At 55.8% G+C, this 14,503-nt stretch carries 12 protein-coding genes; 11 read left to right on the top strand and 1 reads right to left on the bottom strand.

All coding sequences use genetic code 11. The features are described 5' to 3' along the window. Positions 1–65 precede the first annotated feature (65 nt). The 11 genes from FQ179_RS19700 to FQ179_RS19650 all read left to right on the top strand — a co-directional run bounded on the left by FQ179_RS19700 (position 66) and on the right by FQ179_RS19650 (position 13,971). A complete protein-coding gene (locus FQ179_RS19700) occupies positions 66–536 on the top strand; it encodes a F0F1 ATP synthase subunit B (protein WP_149399011.1) in 471 nt (156 codons plus the stop codon). A 14-nt stretch (positions 537–550) separates the two neighbouring features. Next, the gene (locus FQ179_RS19695; RefSeq protein WP_149399010.1) at positions 551–1,090 is read left to right on the top strand and encodes a F0F1 ATP synthase subunit delta; all 540 of its coding nucleotides are present in this window, start codon (positions 551–553) and stop codon (positions 1,088–1,090) included. Between the two features lie 35 nt (positions 1,091–1,125). Further along, a complete protein-coding gene (gene atpA, locus FQ179_RS19690; protein WP_149399009.1) occupies positions 1,126–2,667 on the top strand; it encodes a F0F1 ATP synthase subunit alpha in 1,542 nt (513 codons plus the stop codon). Between the two features lie 98 nt (positions 2,668–2,765). Continuing rightward, positions 2,766–3,671 (top strand): F0F1 ATP synthase subunit gamma, encoded by a 906-nt coding sequence (gene atpG / locus FQ179_RS19685; RefSeq protein ID WP_149399008.1) that lies wholly within the window; start codon positions 2,766–2,768, stop codon positions 3,669–3,671. Between the two features lie 48 nt (positions 3,672–3,719). Then, entirely contained in the window at positions 3,720–5,138 is a 1,419-nt protein-coding gene (gene atpD, locus FQ179_RS19680) for a F0F1 ATP synthase subunit beta (protein ID WP_149399007.1), read from the top strand. Positions 5,139–5,150: 12 nt separating this feature from the next. Beyond that, positions 5,151–5,579: a F0F1 ATP synthase subunit epsilon gene (locus tag FQ179_RS19675; protein WP_149399006.1), complete on the top strand. Its 429-nt coding sequence runs from the start codon at positions 5,151–5,153 to the stop codon at positions 5,577–5,579. A gap of 675 nt (positions 5,580–6,254) precedes the next feature. Then, positions 6,255–7,034, top strand: a complete 780-nt coding sequence (locus FQ179_RS19670) for an SDR family oxidoreductase (RefSeq protein ID WP_149399005.1) — start codon at positions 6,255–6,257, stop codon at positions 7,032–7,034. Between the two features lie 442 nt (positions 7,035–7,476). Further along, positions 7,477–8,337, top strand: coding sequence for a helix-turn-helix domain-containing protein (locus FQ179_RS19665; RefSeq protein ID WP_149399004.1), 861 nt, complete (start codon positions 7,477–7,479; stop codon positions 8,335–8,337). Next, entirely contained in the window at positions 8,279–9,400 is a 1,122-nt protein-coding gene (hemE, locus tag FQ179_RS19660) for a uroporphyrinogen decarboxylase (protein WP_370459906.1), read from the top strand. Before FQ179_RS19665 ends, hemE begins: the two co-directional genes overlap by 59 nt. Positions 9,401–9,712: 312 nt before the next feature. Then, positions 9,713–11,815: a primosomal protein N' gene (locus FQ179_RS19655; protein WP_370459919.1), complete on the top strand. Its 2,103-nt coding sequence runs from the start codon at positions 9,713–9,715 to the stop codon at positions 11,813–11,815. An 11-nt stretch (positions 11,816–11,826) separates the two neighbouring features. Next, positions 11,827–13,971, top strand: a complete 2,145-nt coding sequence (locus FQ179_RS19650; protein WP_255475076.1) for a UvrD-helicase domain-containing protein — start codon at positions 11,827–11,829, stop codon at positions 13,969–13,971. Positions 13,972–14,205: 234 nt separating this feature from the next. Here FQ179_RS19650 and FQ179_RS19645 read toward each other — a convergent pair whose 3' ends face one another. Beyond that, on the bottom strand, positions 14,206–14,439 hold the full coding sequence (locus FQ179_RS19645) for a hypothetical protein (RefSeq protein WP_149399001.1): 234 nt from the start codon (positions 14,437–14,439) through the stop codon (positions 14,206–14,208). Between the last annotated feature and the right edge of the window lie 64 nt (positions 14,440–14,503).

Here is a 14,503-nt window from a genome sequence, read left to right as displayed (position 1 = left end):
GGCTTGAACATCAGGTGTCATGCGGCATAGGCCGTCTGGCACAAGTGGTTTAAAGGGAAACGACCGTGAATTTAAACGCGACTCTCTTTTTTCAGATGATCGTGTTTTTCGTTTTGGGTTGGTTTACGATGAAATTCGTATGGCCACCCCTGACGAAAGCAATGGACGACCGCCGTCAGAAAATTGCCGATGGCCTTGCGGCCGCCGACAAGGGTAAGGCCGATCTGGCCCAGGCCCAGGCGCGCATCAGCCTGATCGAGGCATCTGCAAAAACGGAAAACCATGGCCGCATGGTCGAAGCCGAGAAACAGGCGGCTGCGCTTATTGACCAGGCCCGCCGCGAAGCCGAGGCTGAAAAGGCTCGCATCGTGGCTCAGGCTCGGCAAGACGCCGATCAAGAGGTACAGCGTATCCGTGAATCACTGCGCAATGACGTAGCCATGCTGGCCGTCAAGGGTGCAGGGCAGATTCTCGAGCGCGAAGTAGATGCGCAGGCCCACGCCAAGCTGTTGGATCAGCTTAAGGCTCAACTCTAATTACGGGGCAAGCCATGGCTGAACTATCCACAATCGCCAGACCGTACGCCGAAGCGCTGTTCGCGGCGGCACTCGACGACCAGGCAAACCTGGAGTCTTGGTCCAGTCTGGTGTCCGAGCTTGCCGCAGTGGCAAGCCTTGGCGACGTGCGTGAGGCACTTACCGATCCACGGCTCAATGCGGCTCAACGTATCGAGCTGTTTTCGAGCCTGATCAAAACACCGTTGACGCCCTGGGCGAAAAATTTCATCGAGCTGCTGGTCGACAACAAGCGTGTCTTGCTGCTCCCCGAAATTGCCCAAGAGTTCGAAACGCTTAAAAATCAGCGTGAAGGTTCGGCGCTGGCCCAGATCACAAGTGCGTTCGAGCTCTCTGATGAGCAGGTTCGCGACCTTGTGACCGGGTTAGAAAAGAAGTTCGGCCTCAAGCTCAAACCGTCCGTTACCGTTGATCGCGCTCTCATAGGCGGCGTCCGTGTAGTGGTCGGAGACCAAGTACTTGACACTTCCGTGCAGGCCCGGTTGACCGGCATGCGCGATGCACTGGTCGCCTGACGCGGCCAGATCAACAGGATTCCAGGAGTCTGAACATGCAACTTAACCCGTCAGAGATTAGCGAACTGCTCAAGAGCCGCATTGAAGGCCTGGGCGCGTCCACAGACGTTCGCACACAGGGCACGGTCGTTTCCGTGTCCGACGGTATTACTCGCATTCACGGTCTGTCCGATGTGATGCAGGGCGAAATGCTCGAGTTCCCCAACAACGTATACGGCCTGGCACTCAACCTTGAGCGCGATTCGGTCGGTGCCGTTATTTTGGGCGATTACACAGGTGTGTCGGAAGGCGACCCGGTAAAAACTACTGGTCGAATTCTTGAAGTGCCAGTGGGCCCTGAGCTGTGTGGCCGCGTGGTTGATGCGCTCGGTCAACCTATCGACGGCAAAGGCCCCATTAATGCCGCCGCCAAAGATATTATCGAAAAAGTTGCGCCGGGCGTTATCGCTCGTAAATCGGTATCGCAACCGCTGCAAACTGGTATCAAGGCTATTGACGCCATGGTGCCAATCGGCCGTGGCCAGCGCGAGCTGATCATTGGTGACCGCCAAACTGGTAAAACCGCTGTCGCGATCGATACCATCATCGCTCAGCGTGGCCAAAACGTAACGTGCGTGTATGTGGCTATTGGGCAGAAAGCTTCCACGATCAGTAACGTGGTTCGCAAGCTCGAAGAACACGGCGCACTTGAGTACACCATTATCGTGGCTGCACCAGCCGCTGAATCGGCCGCCATGCAGTACCTGGCTGCTTACTCGGGCTGCACCATGGGCGAGTACTTCCGTGACCGCGGTGAAGATGCCCTCATCGTTTATGATGACCTGACCAAACAAGCTTGGGCTTATCGCCAAGTGTCGTTGCTGCTGCGCCGCCCGCCAGGCCGTGAAGCATACCCCGGTGACGTTTTCTATCTGCACTCGCGTCTGCTTGAGCGTGCTGCTCGTGTTAACGAAGAGTACGTCGAAAACTTCACCAAGGGTGCGGTCAAAGGCAAAACCGGTTCGTTGACCGCGTTGCCTATTATCGAAACCCAGGCTGGTGACGTTTCCGCCTTTGTTCCGACCAACGTCATTTCCATTACTGACGGCCAGATCTTCCTGGAAACTGACCTGTTTAACGCTGGTATCCGTCCCGCCATTAACGCCGGTATTTCGGTGTCGCGTGTGGGTGGCTCAGCGCAAACCAAGGTCATCAAGAAGCTTTCGGGCGGTATTCGTACCGACTTGGCGCAGTATCGCGAACTGGCAGCGTTTTCGCAGTTTGCCTCTGATCTTGACGAAGCAACACGTCGTCAGCTAGAACGCGGCAAGCGTGTGGTTGAGCTGCTCAAGCAGCCCCAATATCACCCGAACACGGTTTGGGAACAGGCTGTCTCGCTGTTTGCGGTCAACAAAGGCTACCTGGACGATCTCGAAGTCGAACAGATTCTTCCGTTCGAAAAGGCATTGCGTGATTTCCTGAAGTCCAAGCATGAAGCCATGGTTCAACGTATCCAGGACACCAAAGAACTGTCCAAGGATGACGAAGCCGAAATGGTTGCTGCCGTTCAAGAATTCAAAAAGCACGGTGCTTATTAATTCACCGACCAGGGTAAAGAAGCCTAGGCTTCAATACCCTAACGTAGTGTGGGGCAGGCAGTGTTTGTCCCACGATAACGCCCTATCAGGGAAGAGCAATGGCCGGAATTAAGGAAATTCGAACCAAGATCAAGAGCGTGCACAACACGCGCAAGATCACCAAAGCCATGGAGATGGTAGCGGCGTCCAAAATGCGCAAGGCGCAAGAACGGATGCGCGCAGGCCGTCCCTATGCCACCAAAGTGCGTGAGATCGCCTCTCATTTGATGCAGGCGCATCCTGATTACTCGCATCCATACATGGTAGAGCCCAGTGCTGTGCGCGCGGTTGGGGTAGTGGTCGTCACGACAGATAAGGGTCTGTGCGGTGGCCTTAATACCAACCTTCTGCGCCTGGTTCTGTCTCGTCTCTCAGAGTTTCAAGAGAAGGGCATCGCGGTTCAGGCTACGGGTTTGGGCAGCAAGGGTGTCAGCTTACTGACACGTATTGGTGCCAATCTGGTTTCTCAGGAAGTTCAGCTGGGCGATGCGCCTAACCTCGACCGCCTTATTGGTGCCATCAAGGTGCAGCTTGACGACTTCGAAGATGGCAAGATCGACGCCGTGTATTTGGCGACCAATCGTTTCGTCAATACCATGCGTCAGGAGCCTACTTTCATGCGCCTGCTGCCGCTGCCTGACGGTCTAAGTGATCCGTTCCAGGCAGGCGAAGAGTCCGACAATGCAGCGCAGATTAAGTCATCCCACGGTTGGGACTACATCTATGAGCCTGACTCCAAGTCTGTCATCGACGACTTGTTGCTGCGCTATGTAGAAGGGTTGGTTTACCAGGCCGTGGCAGAAAACATGGCTTCGGAACAGTCTGCACGCATGGTTGCCATGAAGGCCGCATCCGATAACGCCAAAACGGTTATCAGCGAACTTGAGCTGGTTTACAACAAAACCCGCCAGGCAGCCATTACTAAAGAAATTTCAGAAATCGTGGGGGGAGCTGCCGCTGTTTAAGCAATAACAGAAAGGCATCCCGTCAAAGTTATATAGCAAGGACTAATCATGAGCAACGGTACCATCGTTCAGTGCATCGGCGCCGTGGTGGATATTCAGTTCCCCCGCGACACCATTCCAAAAGTCTACGACGCGCTTACGCTAGTAGATGAAAGTTCCAGTTTTGCAGAAAAAGGGCTTACCTTCGAAGTACAGCAGCAGCTGGGTGACGGCGTTGTCCGTACCATTGCCATGGGCTCGTCCGATGGTCTGCGCCGTGGCATGGAAGTTGCCAACACGGGCGCCGCCATCTCGGTGCCAGTTGGTGAAGGCACGCTGGGTCGCATCATGGACGTACTGGGTCGTCCTATCGACGAACGCGGCCCCATTCTTAGCGACGAAAGACGCTCTATTCACCAGAACGCTCCCAAGTTTGACGAGCTGGCTCCTTCGGTAGAGCTGCTTGAAACCGGCATCAAGGTTATTGACCTGGTCTGCCCGTTTGCCAAAGGCGGTAAGGTTGGCCTGTTCGGCGGCGCCGGTGTGGGCAAAACCGTTAACATGCTTGAGCTCATCAATAACATCGCCAAGGCGCACAGCGGCTTGTCCGTGTTTGCCGGTGTGGGTGAGCGTACTCGCGAAGGTAACGACTTCTACCACGAAATGGCTGAAGCCGGCGTTATCCAAATGGATAACCTGAAAGAGTCCAAAGTGGCCATGGTGTTCGGTCAGATGAACGAGCCTCCCGGTAACCGTCTGCGCGTTGCGTTGTCCGGTCTGACTATGGCTGAGAAGTTTCGTGACGAAGGCCGTGACATTCTGTTCTTTGTCGATAACATCTACCGCTACACACTGGCTGGTACTGAAGTGTCTGCACTGCTTGGCCGTATGCCTTCGGCTGTGGGTTATCAGCCTACGCTGGCTGAAGAAATGGGCAAGCTGCAAGAGCGTATTACCTCGACTAAAACGGGCTCTATTACGTCAATTCAGGCCGTGTATGTGCCTGCCGATGACTTGACCGACCCATCGCCTGCCACCACCTTCTTGCACCTTGACTCCACAGTTGTGTTGTCGCGCGATATCGCTGCGCTGGGTATTTATCCCGCCGTTGATCCGCTCGACTCCACCAGCCGCCAGCTTGATCCGCAAGTTGTGGGTGAAGAGCATTACGCGGTTGCCCGTGGCGTACAGCAAACGCTGCAGCGTTACAAAGAACTGCGCGACATTATCGCTATTCTCGGCATGGACGAGCTTTCACCTGAAGACAAACAGGCCGTTGCTCGCGCACGTAAGATTCAGCGCTTTCTGTCGCAGCCTTTCCACGTGGCAGAAGTATTTACCGGTGCTCCCGGCAAGTACGTACCACTGACCGAAACCCTGCGTGGCTTCAAAATGATCGTCGATGGCGAGTGCGATGCTGTACCCGAGCAGGCGTTCTACATGGTTGGCTCGATCGACGAAGCGCTCGAGAAAGCCAAAGCCCTCTGATAAGGATTACACATGGCCACCTTGCATGTTGACGTAGTCAGCGCAGAAGAATCGATTTTCGCCGGTGAGGCAAAATTCGTCACGCTGCCTGGCGAGTCCGGCGAACTGGGTATTTTGCCCGGTCACACGCCGCTTATCTCGCGCATTCGGCCTGGTACGGTTAAGGTCGTTCTTGCCGACGGCTCCGAGCTCAGTATTTTTGTCGCTGGCGGCATACTTGAGATTCAGCCAGGTACGGTTACCGTGTTGTCCGACACGGCCATCCGGGCTGAAGATCTTGACGAAGCCAAGGCGCTTGACGCCCGTAAAAAGGCCGAAGAAGCGTTGCGTAATGCCAAAGACAAAACTGACATCGCTGTGGTCGAGGCTGAACTTGCCATGCTGGCAGCTCAGGCCGCCGCTGCTCGTCGTTTTCGTGACATCGGCAAACGCAGGCATTGATGCGTATGTAAAGCATGGCGGCCTGGCCGTCATTGCAGTAAAAGAAAAAGGCTGGCTCGTGTATGAGCTGGCCTTTTTTATTTTGCACTTCTAAGGCCTTGTTGAATGTACTTGTTCAGGTCAGTGTGTTGATGTTGCCAGGGTACTTGTTCTGGTCGCTGTGTTGATGATACAGGGGTACTTGTGCTGGTCAATGTGTTGCTCATGCCAGGTGGTGTCAGCTTAGTGATGTTCGCCGTGAAGACTGGGTGATCTGGCCTTGCGCATCCCGCCTTTTTGGAAATGCCTGTCATGGCGTCGAGGGCCTCACGCTGCGCACCGCTGGCAGTGAGTGTCGAAGATATCCCCCGGCTGCGCACCGCTGGCCGTGAGTGTCGAAGCTATCCCCCCCGCTGCGCACCGACGTCCGTGAGTGTCGAAGTATCCCCGCGCCAGGCACCTATGGCCGTGAGTTTCGAAGACATCCCCATGCTGTGCACGGCTGGCTGTGAGTGTTGAGCGCCTCTTCACGCCATCTACCCCTTGGCTGTGAATATCGAAGACGCCCTGCGGGCGTCCAGCGTTGTTGTAAGGCTCCCGGGACTGAAGCTGTCTACCAAGAGACAGCAACCAGTCTGAGATATCATCGGCTATCGGTGCAAGCAATGTGTGTGCGCCTCGAACAAGGAGTAAGAAATGGATTTACAGCTTGCAGGAAAGACGGCGCTGGTTTGCGGTGCGAGCAAAGGGCTGGGTTATGCCTGTGCCATGTCTCTGGCGCGCGAAGGTGCAGCCGTTACGATCGTGGCCCGGCACGCCAACGTACTCGAAGAGGCAGCCAAGGCTATACGTGAAGCCACAGGCTCAAGCGTGACCGCTGTGGCGGCTGACATTACCACCCCCGAGGGGCGTGCTGCGGCTCTGGCCGCATGTGGCATGCCCGATATTCTTGTGACCAATAGCGGCGGCCCCCAGCCCGGCGACTTTCGGGATTGGAGCCAGGATGACTGGATGGCTGCGCTCAATGCCAACATGTACACGCCTATTGCACTAATTCAGGCGGTTATCGATACGATGATAGAGCGGCGGCATGGCCGCATCATCAACATTACCTCAGCCGCCGTCAAAATGCCTATTGATATCCTCGGGCTGTCAAATGGCGCCCGCGCAGGGCTGACCGGATTCGTGGCGGGTTTGGCGCGACAAGTCATACAGCACAATGTCACCATCAATAATCTGCTTCCGGGTCCGTTCGAAACCGACCGGCTGCGGCAGACCGCCGCCACTAAGGCTGAGAAGGCTGGCAAAACCGTCGACGAGGTTTTAAAGGCCAGGCTCGATGGCATCCCGGCCCGGCGATACGGCCAGCCGCCGGAGTTTGGTGACGCATGCGCTTATCTGTGTAGTGGGCAGGCCGGATTCATTACCGGTCAGAACCTGGTGCTCGATGGAGGTATCTACCCAGGCACCCTTTAGGCCCTGAGAGAGTAAGGTTTATAGCCACGACCCAGGAACCAGAACCCAGAGCCCAGAGCCCAAGGCCCAAGGCCCAACAGTCAACAGTCAATTGGCAGCAAGTGGTGAATAGCGAGCCGTTAGCAGCAGGCAATCAGTAGCAGGCTTGTAGTTGGGCTTTGGGCAAAGGCGGGCACTATGCCTTTGCCCGTTTTGGGCTTGCGCACGTCATTTATTATTGCCGCAGCAAGGGCCACGGTATGAGCAAGATGCAGCGCAAGGGCATATCCCGCGCCCGGCTACCTAGCGAGACGCATGCCTGTAGCCATTGACTTGATTGTTGCTGACACTATTTTCCGTGCTACTCGAGACACGCGTATTTTCCGATATGTTGTTTTTGCGAATTGTTCTCATTCTCACCTATGCGTAATCTTGACGCCTTCATTCATTACGAGGAAATAATATGCGTGAACGTCTTGATTGTGCCGTATTTGGCACGCTGTGCACCGACAGCTGGTTCAACTCTTGGCTAGGGCCGCAGGCCGGTGGCCGTGTGCACATACATCGTTTGTGCGACAGTGTTGATACGGCGGATCCTAGCTCTCTTAGTCTGCTTCAGTCGTGCCGCATAAGGCTGCATCGCTATGATGCCTGCCTTATCCCGGTTACTGAAACCAATCTGGCGTGGGCGCGCACCATGCTTTCGGGTCTGGGCAATTCTTTGCGTACACCGGTCGTAATTATGGCGCGTGGGTTGCGCGCAGCGGCGCTTAATGACTTATGCAGCCTGGGTGCCAACGACTTTGTACAACAGTCTGACTGCTTCGAAGAACTACGCGTGCGTGTTGAGCGTTTGCTTGAAGCCCGGCGTCCGGTTATGCCTATGGGCCAGTCGGTTTCCGCAGTTCGCGAATATCCGTTAAGCTATATGGTTGCGTCCACCGCGAACGGGGCTGGGCAGGGTATGGCGTCTGGCCATTCTGATGCAGGCGAAGACCACTTTGGCGGGGCTGAGCTTGATGCATTTGCCCGTGCATCGGCTTCTTATTGTTCGGTAACCAAAGAATCGTTTCGCAAGGCCAAGTCGCGTGTGATCGAGCGCTTTGAAAAAGTTTACATCGCCGCAGCGCTTAGCCGACACTCGGGTAACATCGCCATGGCGGCCCGCGCGGTCCAGAAGCATCGTCGGGCATTTTGGGCATTGATGCGCAAGTACGACATTGATGCCCGGCCTTTTCGTAACGGACCAAAGCCGTTTCCCGCCCATGGCGGTAAAATCACTAGTCTTGCTAATAAGGATAGACGTGACTGCTCCAGCCCTTAAAAATGACGTCCTGCTGCGCGCCTTGCTGCGCGAGCCTGTTCCCTACACGCCTGTCTGGCTAATGCGCCAGGCAGGCCGCTATTTGCCCGAATACAACGAAACGCGTGCGCGGGCCGGGTCATTTATGGCACTGGCCCAGAATCGCGAATACGCCTGCGAGGTTACCTTGCAGCCACTGCAGCGGTTTGATCTCGATGCCGCCATTCTTTTTTCCGATATCTTGACCATTCCCCATGCCATGGGGTTGGGGTTAGACTTTGTTGCGGGCGAAGGACCCAAGTTTGCTCATCCTGTGCGCACCGAAGACGATGTGCGCAAGTTGAAGGTGCCTGATCTTAACTCGCTGCGCTACGTGTTTGACGCAGTTAGCCTCATCCGCAAAGAGCTGGACGGCAAAGTTCCGCTTATCGGCTTTGCCGGCAGCCCCTGGACAGTGGCCTGCTACATGGTTGAAGGCGAGGGCACCAAAGAATATCAGCTTATCAAAACCATGCTGTATGCACGGCCTGATCTTCTGCATAAAATCCTTGAAATCAACGCTCAGGCCACACTGCAGTATCTCAATGCCCAGATCCAGGCGGGTGCGCAGGCTGTCATGATCTTTGACAGTTGGGGTGGCGTACTGGCCGATGGCCTCTTCCAAGAGTTTTCACTGGCCTATAGCAACAAGGTTATCCAGGGCCTGATTCGCGAAAATGAAGGCCGGCGGGTGCCAGTCATTCTCTTTACCAAGGGCGGTGCGCAATGGATCGAAGACATCGTCAGTACGGGCTGTGATGCGGTCGGTCTTGACTGGACAGCCAGCCTGGCCAAGATCCGTCGTCGTACGGGTGACTCAGTGGCGCTGCAGGGCAACCTTGATCCCATGTCCATGTTTGGGGGGGAAGCAGCCATTCGCACCCAGGTGCGTCGCGTTATTGATGATTTCGGTGATGTGGGCGCAGGAGGTCATGTGTTCAATTTTGGGCATGGTATTTCGCGTTTTACCCCGCCAGAGGCAGTGTCAGCGCTGGTTGATGAAGTTCATACCTATAGCCGCGGTCGGCACACACATAGCGCCTGAAAATGCTGGATATCCCTGATTAACACTGCTCTCAATCTCTGGTTGTGCACAGTTTTCACTGCTGTGCACAATTAAAGACTAAACCTCATTTGCTTTCTTGCAGTGTTGTCTAATGCCTTGTTTTAATTGATATAAAGCTTGTTTTTAATTATTTTTGCGGCTTTTTACAATATTGATCATTGACTTTTCCAGGGTTGTCGGCCGGCTTGTCCCCAAAGTTATCCACAGGCTGTTAGGTTGTTCTCAAGAACCGCATAGCCACGCGCTTTTTCAATCTCGATCCAGAATTTACTTCAAGTTTTCATGCCCGATATCTCTTCGTCCAGTCTGCGGCATCCCGGATCCGGTACAGATGGCGCGTCGGGTTGCTGGGTACGTGTAGCTCTCGATGTTCCGCTGCAGGGCTTGTTTGACTACAAGGCTTCAAGCCCTGTTCAGATCGGCACACGCGTTATTGTTCCATTTGGCCAACGCAAGCTGGTCGGTGTGGTTGTCGATACGCCAGATCAGCCTGCACTCGACGCTTCAATGGTTCGTGATGTTGACCAGGTGCTGGACGATCTTCCCCCTTTTCCTGTTGACTGGCTGCGGCTGGCGTCTTTCGCTGCCCAGTATTACCAGCGCCCGCTGGGCGAGGTCATGCTCCCGACACTGCCAGCCCCCTTGCGGCGCATAGGAGCCTATCAGGGCAAGCGATCGGCAGGCGGCCCTGTGGCTCGCATGGACAAGCGTGCCGGCGGGAAAGGCAAAGATTCTGTTCAGCCAGATGTGCCGCCGCCGCTCAATGCCAACCAGTCTGATGCCGTCGCACAAATTGCTGCGCTGCAGGGCCATAAAACTGTGCTGCTGTACGGCGTGACCGGCAGCGGCAAAACAGAGGTTTACATGCACGTGGCCCAGCATGTGCTGGCGCGTGGAAAGCAGGTGTTGTTTCTGGTGCCCGAAATCAACCTTACTCCACAGCTCGAGCAATCGCTGCGCATGCGTCTGGCGGGGTTGGGCGGGGACGATGCGCTTGCGGTCATGCACAGTGGGCTGGCTGACGGCGAACGTTTGCGGGCCTGGGTCAGGGTGCAACGCGGTGAGGCCAGGGTGCTCCTCGGAACCCGGATGGCTATATTTGCCCCTATGCCCGAGCTTGGGCTCATCATCGTTGATGAGGAACACGACACCTCCTACAAGCAGCAAGAGGGCTTGCGATACTCGGCGCGCGACCTTTCAGTATGGCGTGGCAATGATCTTGGCATACCGGTGGTGCTGGGGTCGGCGACGCCATCGCTTGAAAGCTGGAACCATGCCGAAACCGGGCATTATCTGCGCTGCACGCTGGCAGAGCGCGCGCGCGATGTCGGCCTGCCTGCCGTCCGGCTCGTCGATACCCGCCGCCTGGCCATGCGTGAAGGCTTTTCTCCTCAATTGATCGAGGCAGTAGGGTTGCGTCTCGAAGCGGGCGAACAAGTTCTCATATTCCTTAACCGTCGGGGTTACGCACCGGTGCTTAATTGTGCGTCCTGCGGCTGGGTCAGTCAGTGCCCGCGTTGCACGGCGTATACCGTACTGCACCGTGGTGGTGCCCGACGTAACTTTTTGCAATGCCATCATTGTGGTTATCAAGCGCGTGTACCCGTGGCGTGCCCTGATTGCGGTGATCAAGATCTCAAACCCATGGGCCGCGGCACACAGCGGGTCGAAGAGCATTTGGTGGAGCTGTTTCCAGAGGCGCGCATCGCCCGCATTGATGCTGACAGCACACGCCTGAAGGGCAGTGCGCAGGCGCTTTTTGACAAGGTGCACGCAGGCGAGATCGATGTGATGGTGGGCACGCAGATGGTGGCAAAAGGGCATGACTTCTCTCGTCTTGGGCTGGTGGGGGTGCTTAACGCCGATGCCATGCTGTTTGCCCAAGATTTCCGTGCGCCTGAACGTCTGTTTTCCCAGCTTATGCAGGTGGCGGGCAGGGCGGGGCGCCACACCAAGGGCGGTGAGGTCATCATCCAGACTGACTACCCAGAGCAGTCGGTCTACCAGGCCTTGCAACGTCATGATTATGTCGGGTTTGCCCGTCATGGCCTTGAGGAGCGCAAGGCAGTAGGGCTTCCCCCCTATGCTTACCAGGCCTTGCTAACCGCTGAAGGCAAGGCACTGGCTGATGCACTTGCCTTTCTGGAAGGGGCGCGTTCCTTGCCAGACCAAGATGCGGCGCGTTTTTCTACTGCCTCAGCCATCACTGTTTATGACCCCGTGCCGTTACGGGTTGTGCGCGTTGCGCACATTGAGCGTGCCCAGTTACTGGTTGAAAGCGCGCACCGTCGCGCTCTTCAAGAATTTCTTTCTGCCTGGTGTTCGGTGCTGCCAGCGTTTGCGCGTGGCTTTCGGGTGCGTTATCACCTCGAAGTCGACCCGCTCGAAATATGAGTGGCGCCGATATGACTGCTGCGCGCGGTTCTACGGTAGCGTCCGACATGAACAGCATGCAGCGCGAGGCCGTGCTGTATCTTGACGGCCCCTGTCTGGTGCTGGCCGGGGCGGGCAGTGGCAAGACGCGCGTTATAACGCAAAAAATTGCCTATTTGTTGCGTGAGTGCGGGTATCAGGCCAGACAGGTGGTTGCACTCACGTTTACCAACAAAGCGGCGCGCGAGATGGGCGAGCGAGTGCGTCAGCTCGTGGACACCAAAATGACCAAGGGTTTGACAGTGAGTACATTTCACTCGCTGGGCTTGCGGTTTTTGCGTGAAGAAGCCCGGAATGTCAATTTGAAGCCGTCGTTCTCGATTTTGGACGCCAATGACGGGCTGGCGATTATCCAGGAGTTACTTGCCACCACCGACAAGGCTCGGTTGCGGGCAGTGCAGCAGAATATTTCGCTGTGGAAGAACGCGCTTATGGAGCCTGATGCCGCCGAGCGTAGTGCGAATTCACCTAGCGAGGCAGAGGCGGCCAAAGTGTATCGCAGCTACAGTGCAACGCTTGCGGCCTACCAATCGGTGGACTTTGATGATTTGATCCGCCTGCCGGCAATGTTGCTCGAGACCGATGAAGAAGTTCGCCTGCGCTGGCAGGCGCGGGTGCACTACATGCTGCTCGACGAGTATCAGGACACAAACGTCTGTCAGTATCGGCTGGTACGCTCGCTGACTGGTCAGCGAGCCATGTTTACCGCAGTGGGGGATGACGACCAGGCCATTTACGCATGGCGTGGCGCAACGGTTGAAAACCTGGCTAACCTTACGACTGACTATCCCTCACTGAAGGTGATTAAGCTAGAGCAGAACTACCGCTCCGTGCAGCGCATTTTGTCGGCAGCCAACCAGGTGATCAGCAAGAACCCAAATTTATTTGGCAAAAAGCTGTGGTCGGATCTGGGTGTGGGTGAGCCTATTCAGGTAACGCCCATGGATAACGAGCAGGCAGAGGCAGAGTCTATTGCCATGCGAATTTCGGCTGCGCGTTTTGAAAAGCAGGCGGAGTGGCGTGACTTTGCTATTTTGTACCGCAGTAACCACCAGGCACGTATTTTAGAGCAGACTTTGCGCACCCTGCGCATACCCTACACCATTTCGGGCGGGCAGAGCTTCTTCGATAAAACGGAAATCCGCGATATTCTGGCCTATATTCGCCTTATCGCCAATGATGATGATGACCCGGCTTTTATTCGGGCGGCAACTACGCCGCGTCGCGGCATTGGCCAGACCACATTGCAGGCTCTGGGCCTATTTGCTGCTGAGCGCCAGATGTCGCTGTTTGCTGCCGTGTTCGAAATTATGCATACCGACAGGCTCCCGGCAAGGCAGCTTCAGTCGCTAGAGACATTTGCCAGGTTCATTCAGCAATTGCAGACGCGTGCCGGGCGCAAAAACATGATTTCTGCACCGATTGCACAGGCCAGCCTGCTTGATGCGCCGCTGCAGGGCGACGATGCGCTGATTGGTGCCATTGCCGGGCTTGATGGCGCGCGAGAAGACAGCTCCGGCCTGGTCATCGATGACTTGCTGGGCGCAATTCAGTACGAACGGCATCTTTACGATCTTCTCGAAGAGCGGCCGGCTCAATCTCGCTGGCAAAATGTGCTCGAGCTCACAGGTTGGTTAAAGCGCAAGGCTGACGAAGATGGGCTGACGTTGGTCGAGCTGGCCCAGCATGTTGCACTGGTCACCATGCTCGAACGCAGTGATGACGACGACCCTGACGCGGTCAAACTGTCGACGCTGCACGCCTCAAAAGGGCTGGAGTACCCGCATGTGTATCTGGCGGGGGTTGAAGAGGGCTTGTTGCCGCATCAGGGCCGCGATGAAGACGTAAACCCGGAAACCGCAGCAGACGAACTGGCGCAACGCATCCAGGAAGAGCGGCGTTTAATGTATGTGGGCATTACGCGCGCGCGCCGCACGCTCCATTTAAGCTGGTGCAAAAAACGCCGCCGCGCCCGCGAAGATGTCATGCGTGAACCTTCACGGTTTATCGAAGAAATGGGCCTGGGCGGGCCAGTGGTTACTGAAGACCCCAAGGCCAAGGCCATGAGCCCCAAAGAGCGGCTCGGCATGCTTAAGGCCTTGCTGACAAAAGAGTGATTGGTCCGCAGTATGTGCGGACACTCATCCGAGATAACTTGGCCTGCTCCTGCCCGACGCGTGGCATCAGGAGGTGACAATTATTTGTGAGATGGATGCACCAATAAATAAAGCCTACCTAAAAGGCAGGCTTGGAGCTTTCCATCTTTTGACCAAATAAACCGCGCTTATGTCTAGCGTGCAGCCCGTGTTGGGCGTTGCGTCGCGCGCGGTGCGACTTTGGTCATGCCGCTTTTACCATTGTGAACCGGTAAAACGGGCGTCTTTGGCACGGGCTTCGTTCATGGCTTCGCTGACTTCAATTGTGTATTCCCACACAGTTACTATGCCGCTTTTCAGGACTGCCACTACGGATTTTGCCAATGAGGTGATGGAGGTCGACTCGCCATTACTAAGCATGCTGATCATGAGATCGCGTTCCATGGAATCGCTGAGACGCATGCTGTTGTTAAGAGTTGAAACCGACATTATGGACCTCACCAATTTACAAGATGTCGCCACAACTGAATGTTGTGTGCTGACCTTTACAAGT

Origin of the sequence: Pusillimonas sp. ANT_WB101 (assembly GCF_008369125.1) — a bacterium.
Classification (GTDB): domain Bacteria; phylum Pseudomonadota; class Gammaproteobacteria; order Burkholderiales; family Burkholderiaceae_B; genus Allopusillimonas.
This window is presented reverse-complemented; position numbering and strand designations above follow the sequence as displayed.

What these genes read in the sequence shown, in the direction of transcription:
- FQ179_RS19695 (WP_149399010.1), top strand. Translation starts at nt 551, where the DNA reads ATGGCTGAACTATCCACAATCGCCAGACCGTACGCCGAAGCGCTGTTC.
- atpA (WP_149399009.1), top strand. Translation starts at nt 1,126, where the DNA reads ATGCAACTTAACCCGTCAGAGATTAGCGAACTGCTCAAGAGCCGCATT.
- atpG (WP_149399008.1), top strand. Translation starts at nt 2,766, where the DNA reads ATGGCCGGAATTAAGGAAATTCGAACCAAGATCAAGAGCGTGCACAAC.
- atpD (WP_149399007.1), top strand. Translation starts at nt 3,720, where the DNA reads ATGAGCAACGGTACCATCGTTCAGTGCATCGGCGCCGTGGTGGATATT.
- FQ179_RS19675 (WP_149399006.1), top strand. Translation starts at nt 5,151, where the DNA reads ATGGCCACCTTGCATGTTGACGTAGTCAGCGCAGAAGAATCGATTTTC.
- FQ179_RS19670 (WP_149399005.1), top strand. Translation starts at nt 6,255, where the DNA reads ATGGATTTACAGCTTGCAGGAAAGACGGCGCTGGTTTGCGGTGCGAGC.
- FQ179_RS19665 (WP_149399004.1), top strand. Translation starts at nt 7,477, where the DNA reads ATGCGTGAACGTCTTGATTGTGCCGTATTTGGCACGCTGTGCACCGAC.
- hemE (WP_370459906.1), top strand. Translation starts at nt 8,279, where the DNA reads ATGGCGGTAAAATCACTAGTCTTGCTAATAAGGATAGACGTGACTGCT.
- FQ179_RS19650 (WP_255475076.1), top strand. Translation starts at nt 11,827, where the DNA reads ATGACTGCTGCGCGCGGTTCTACGGTAGCGTCCGACATGAACAGCATG.
- FQ179_RS19645 (WP_149399001.1), bottom strand. Translation starts at nt 14,439, where the DNA reads ATGTCGGTTTCAACTCTTAACAACAGCATGCGTCTCAGCGATTCCATG.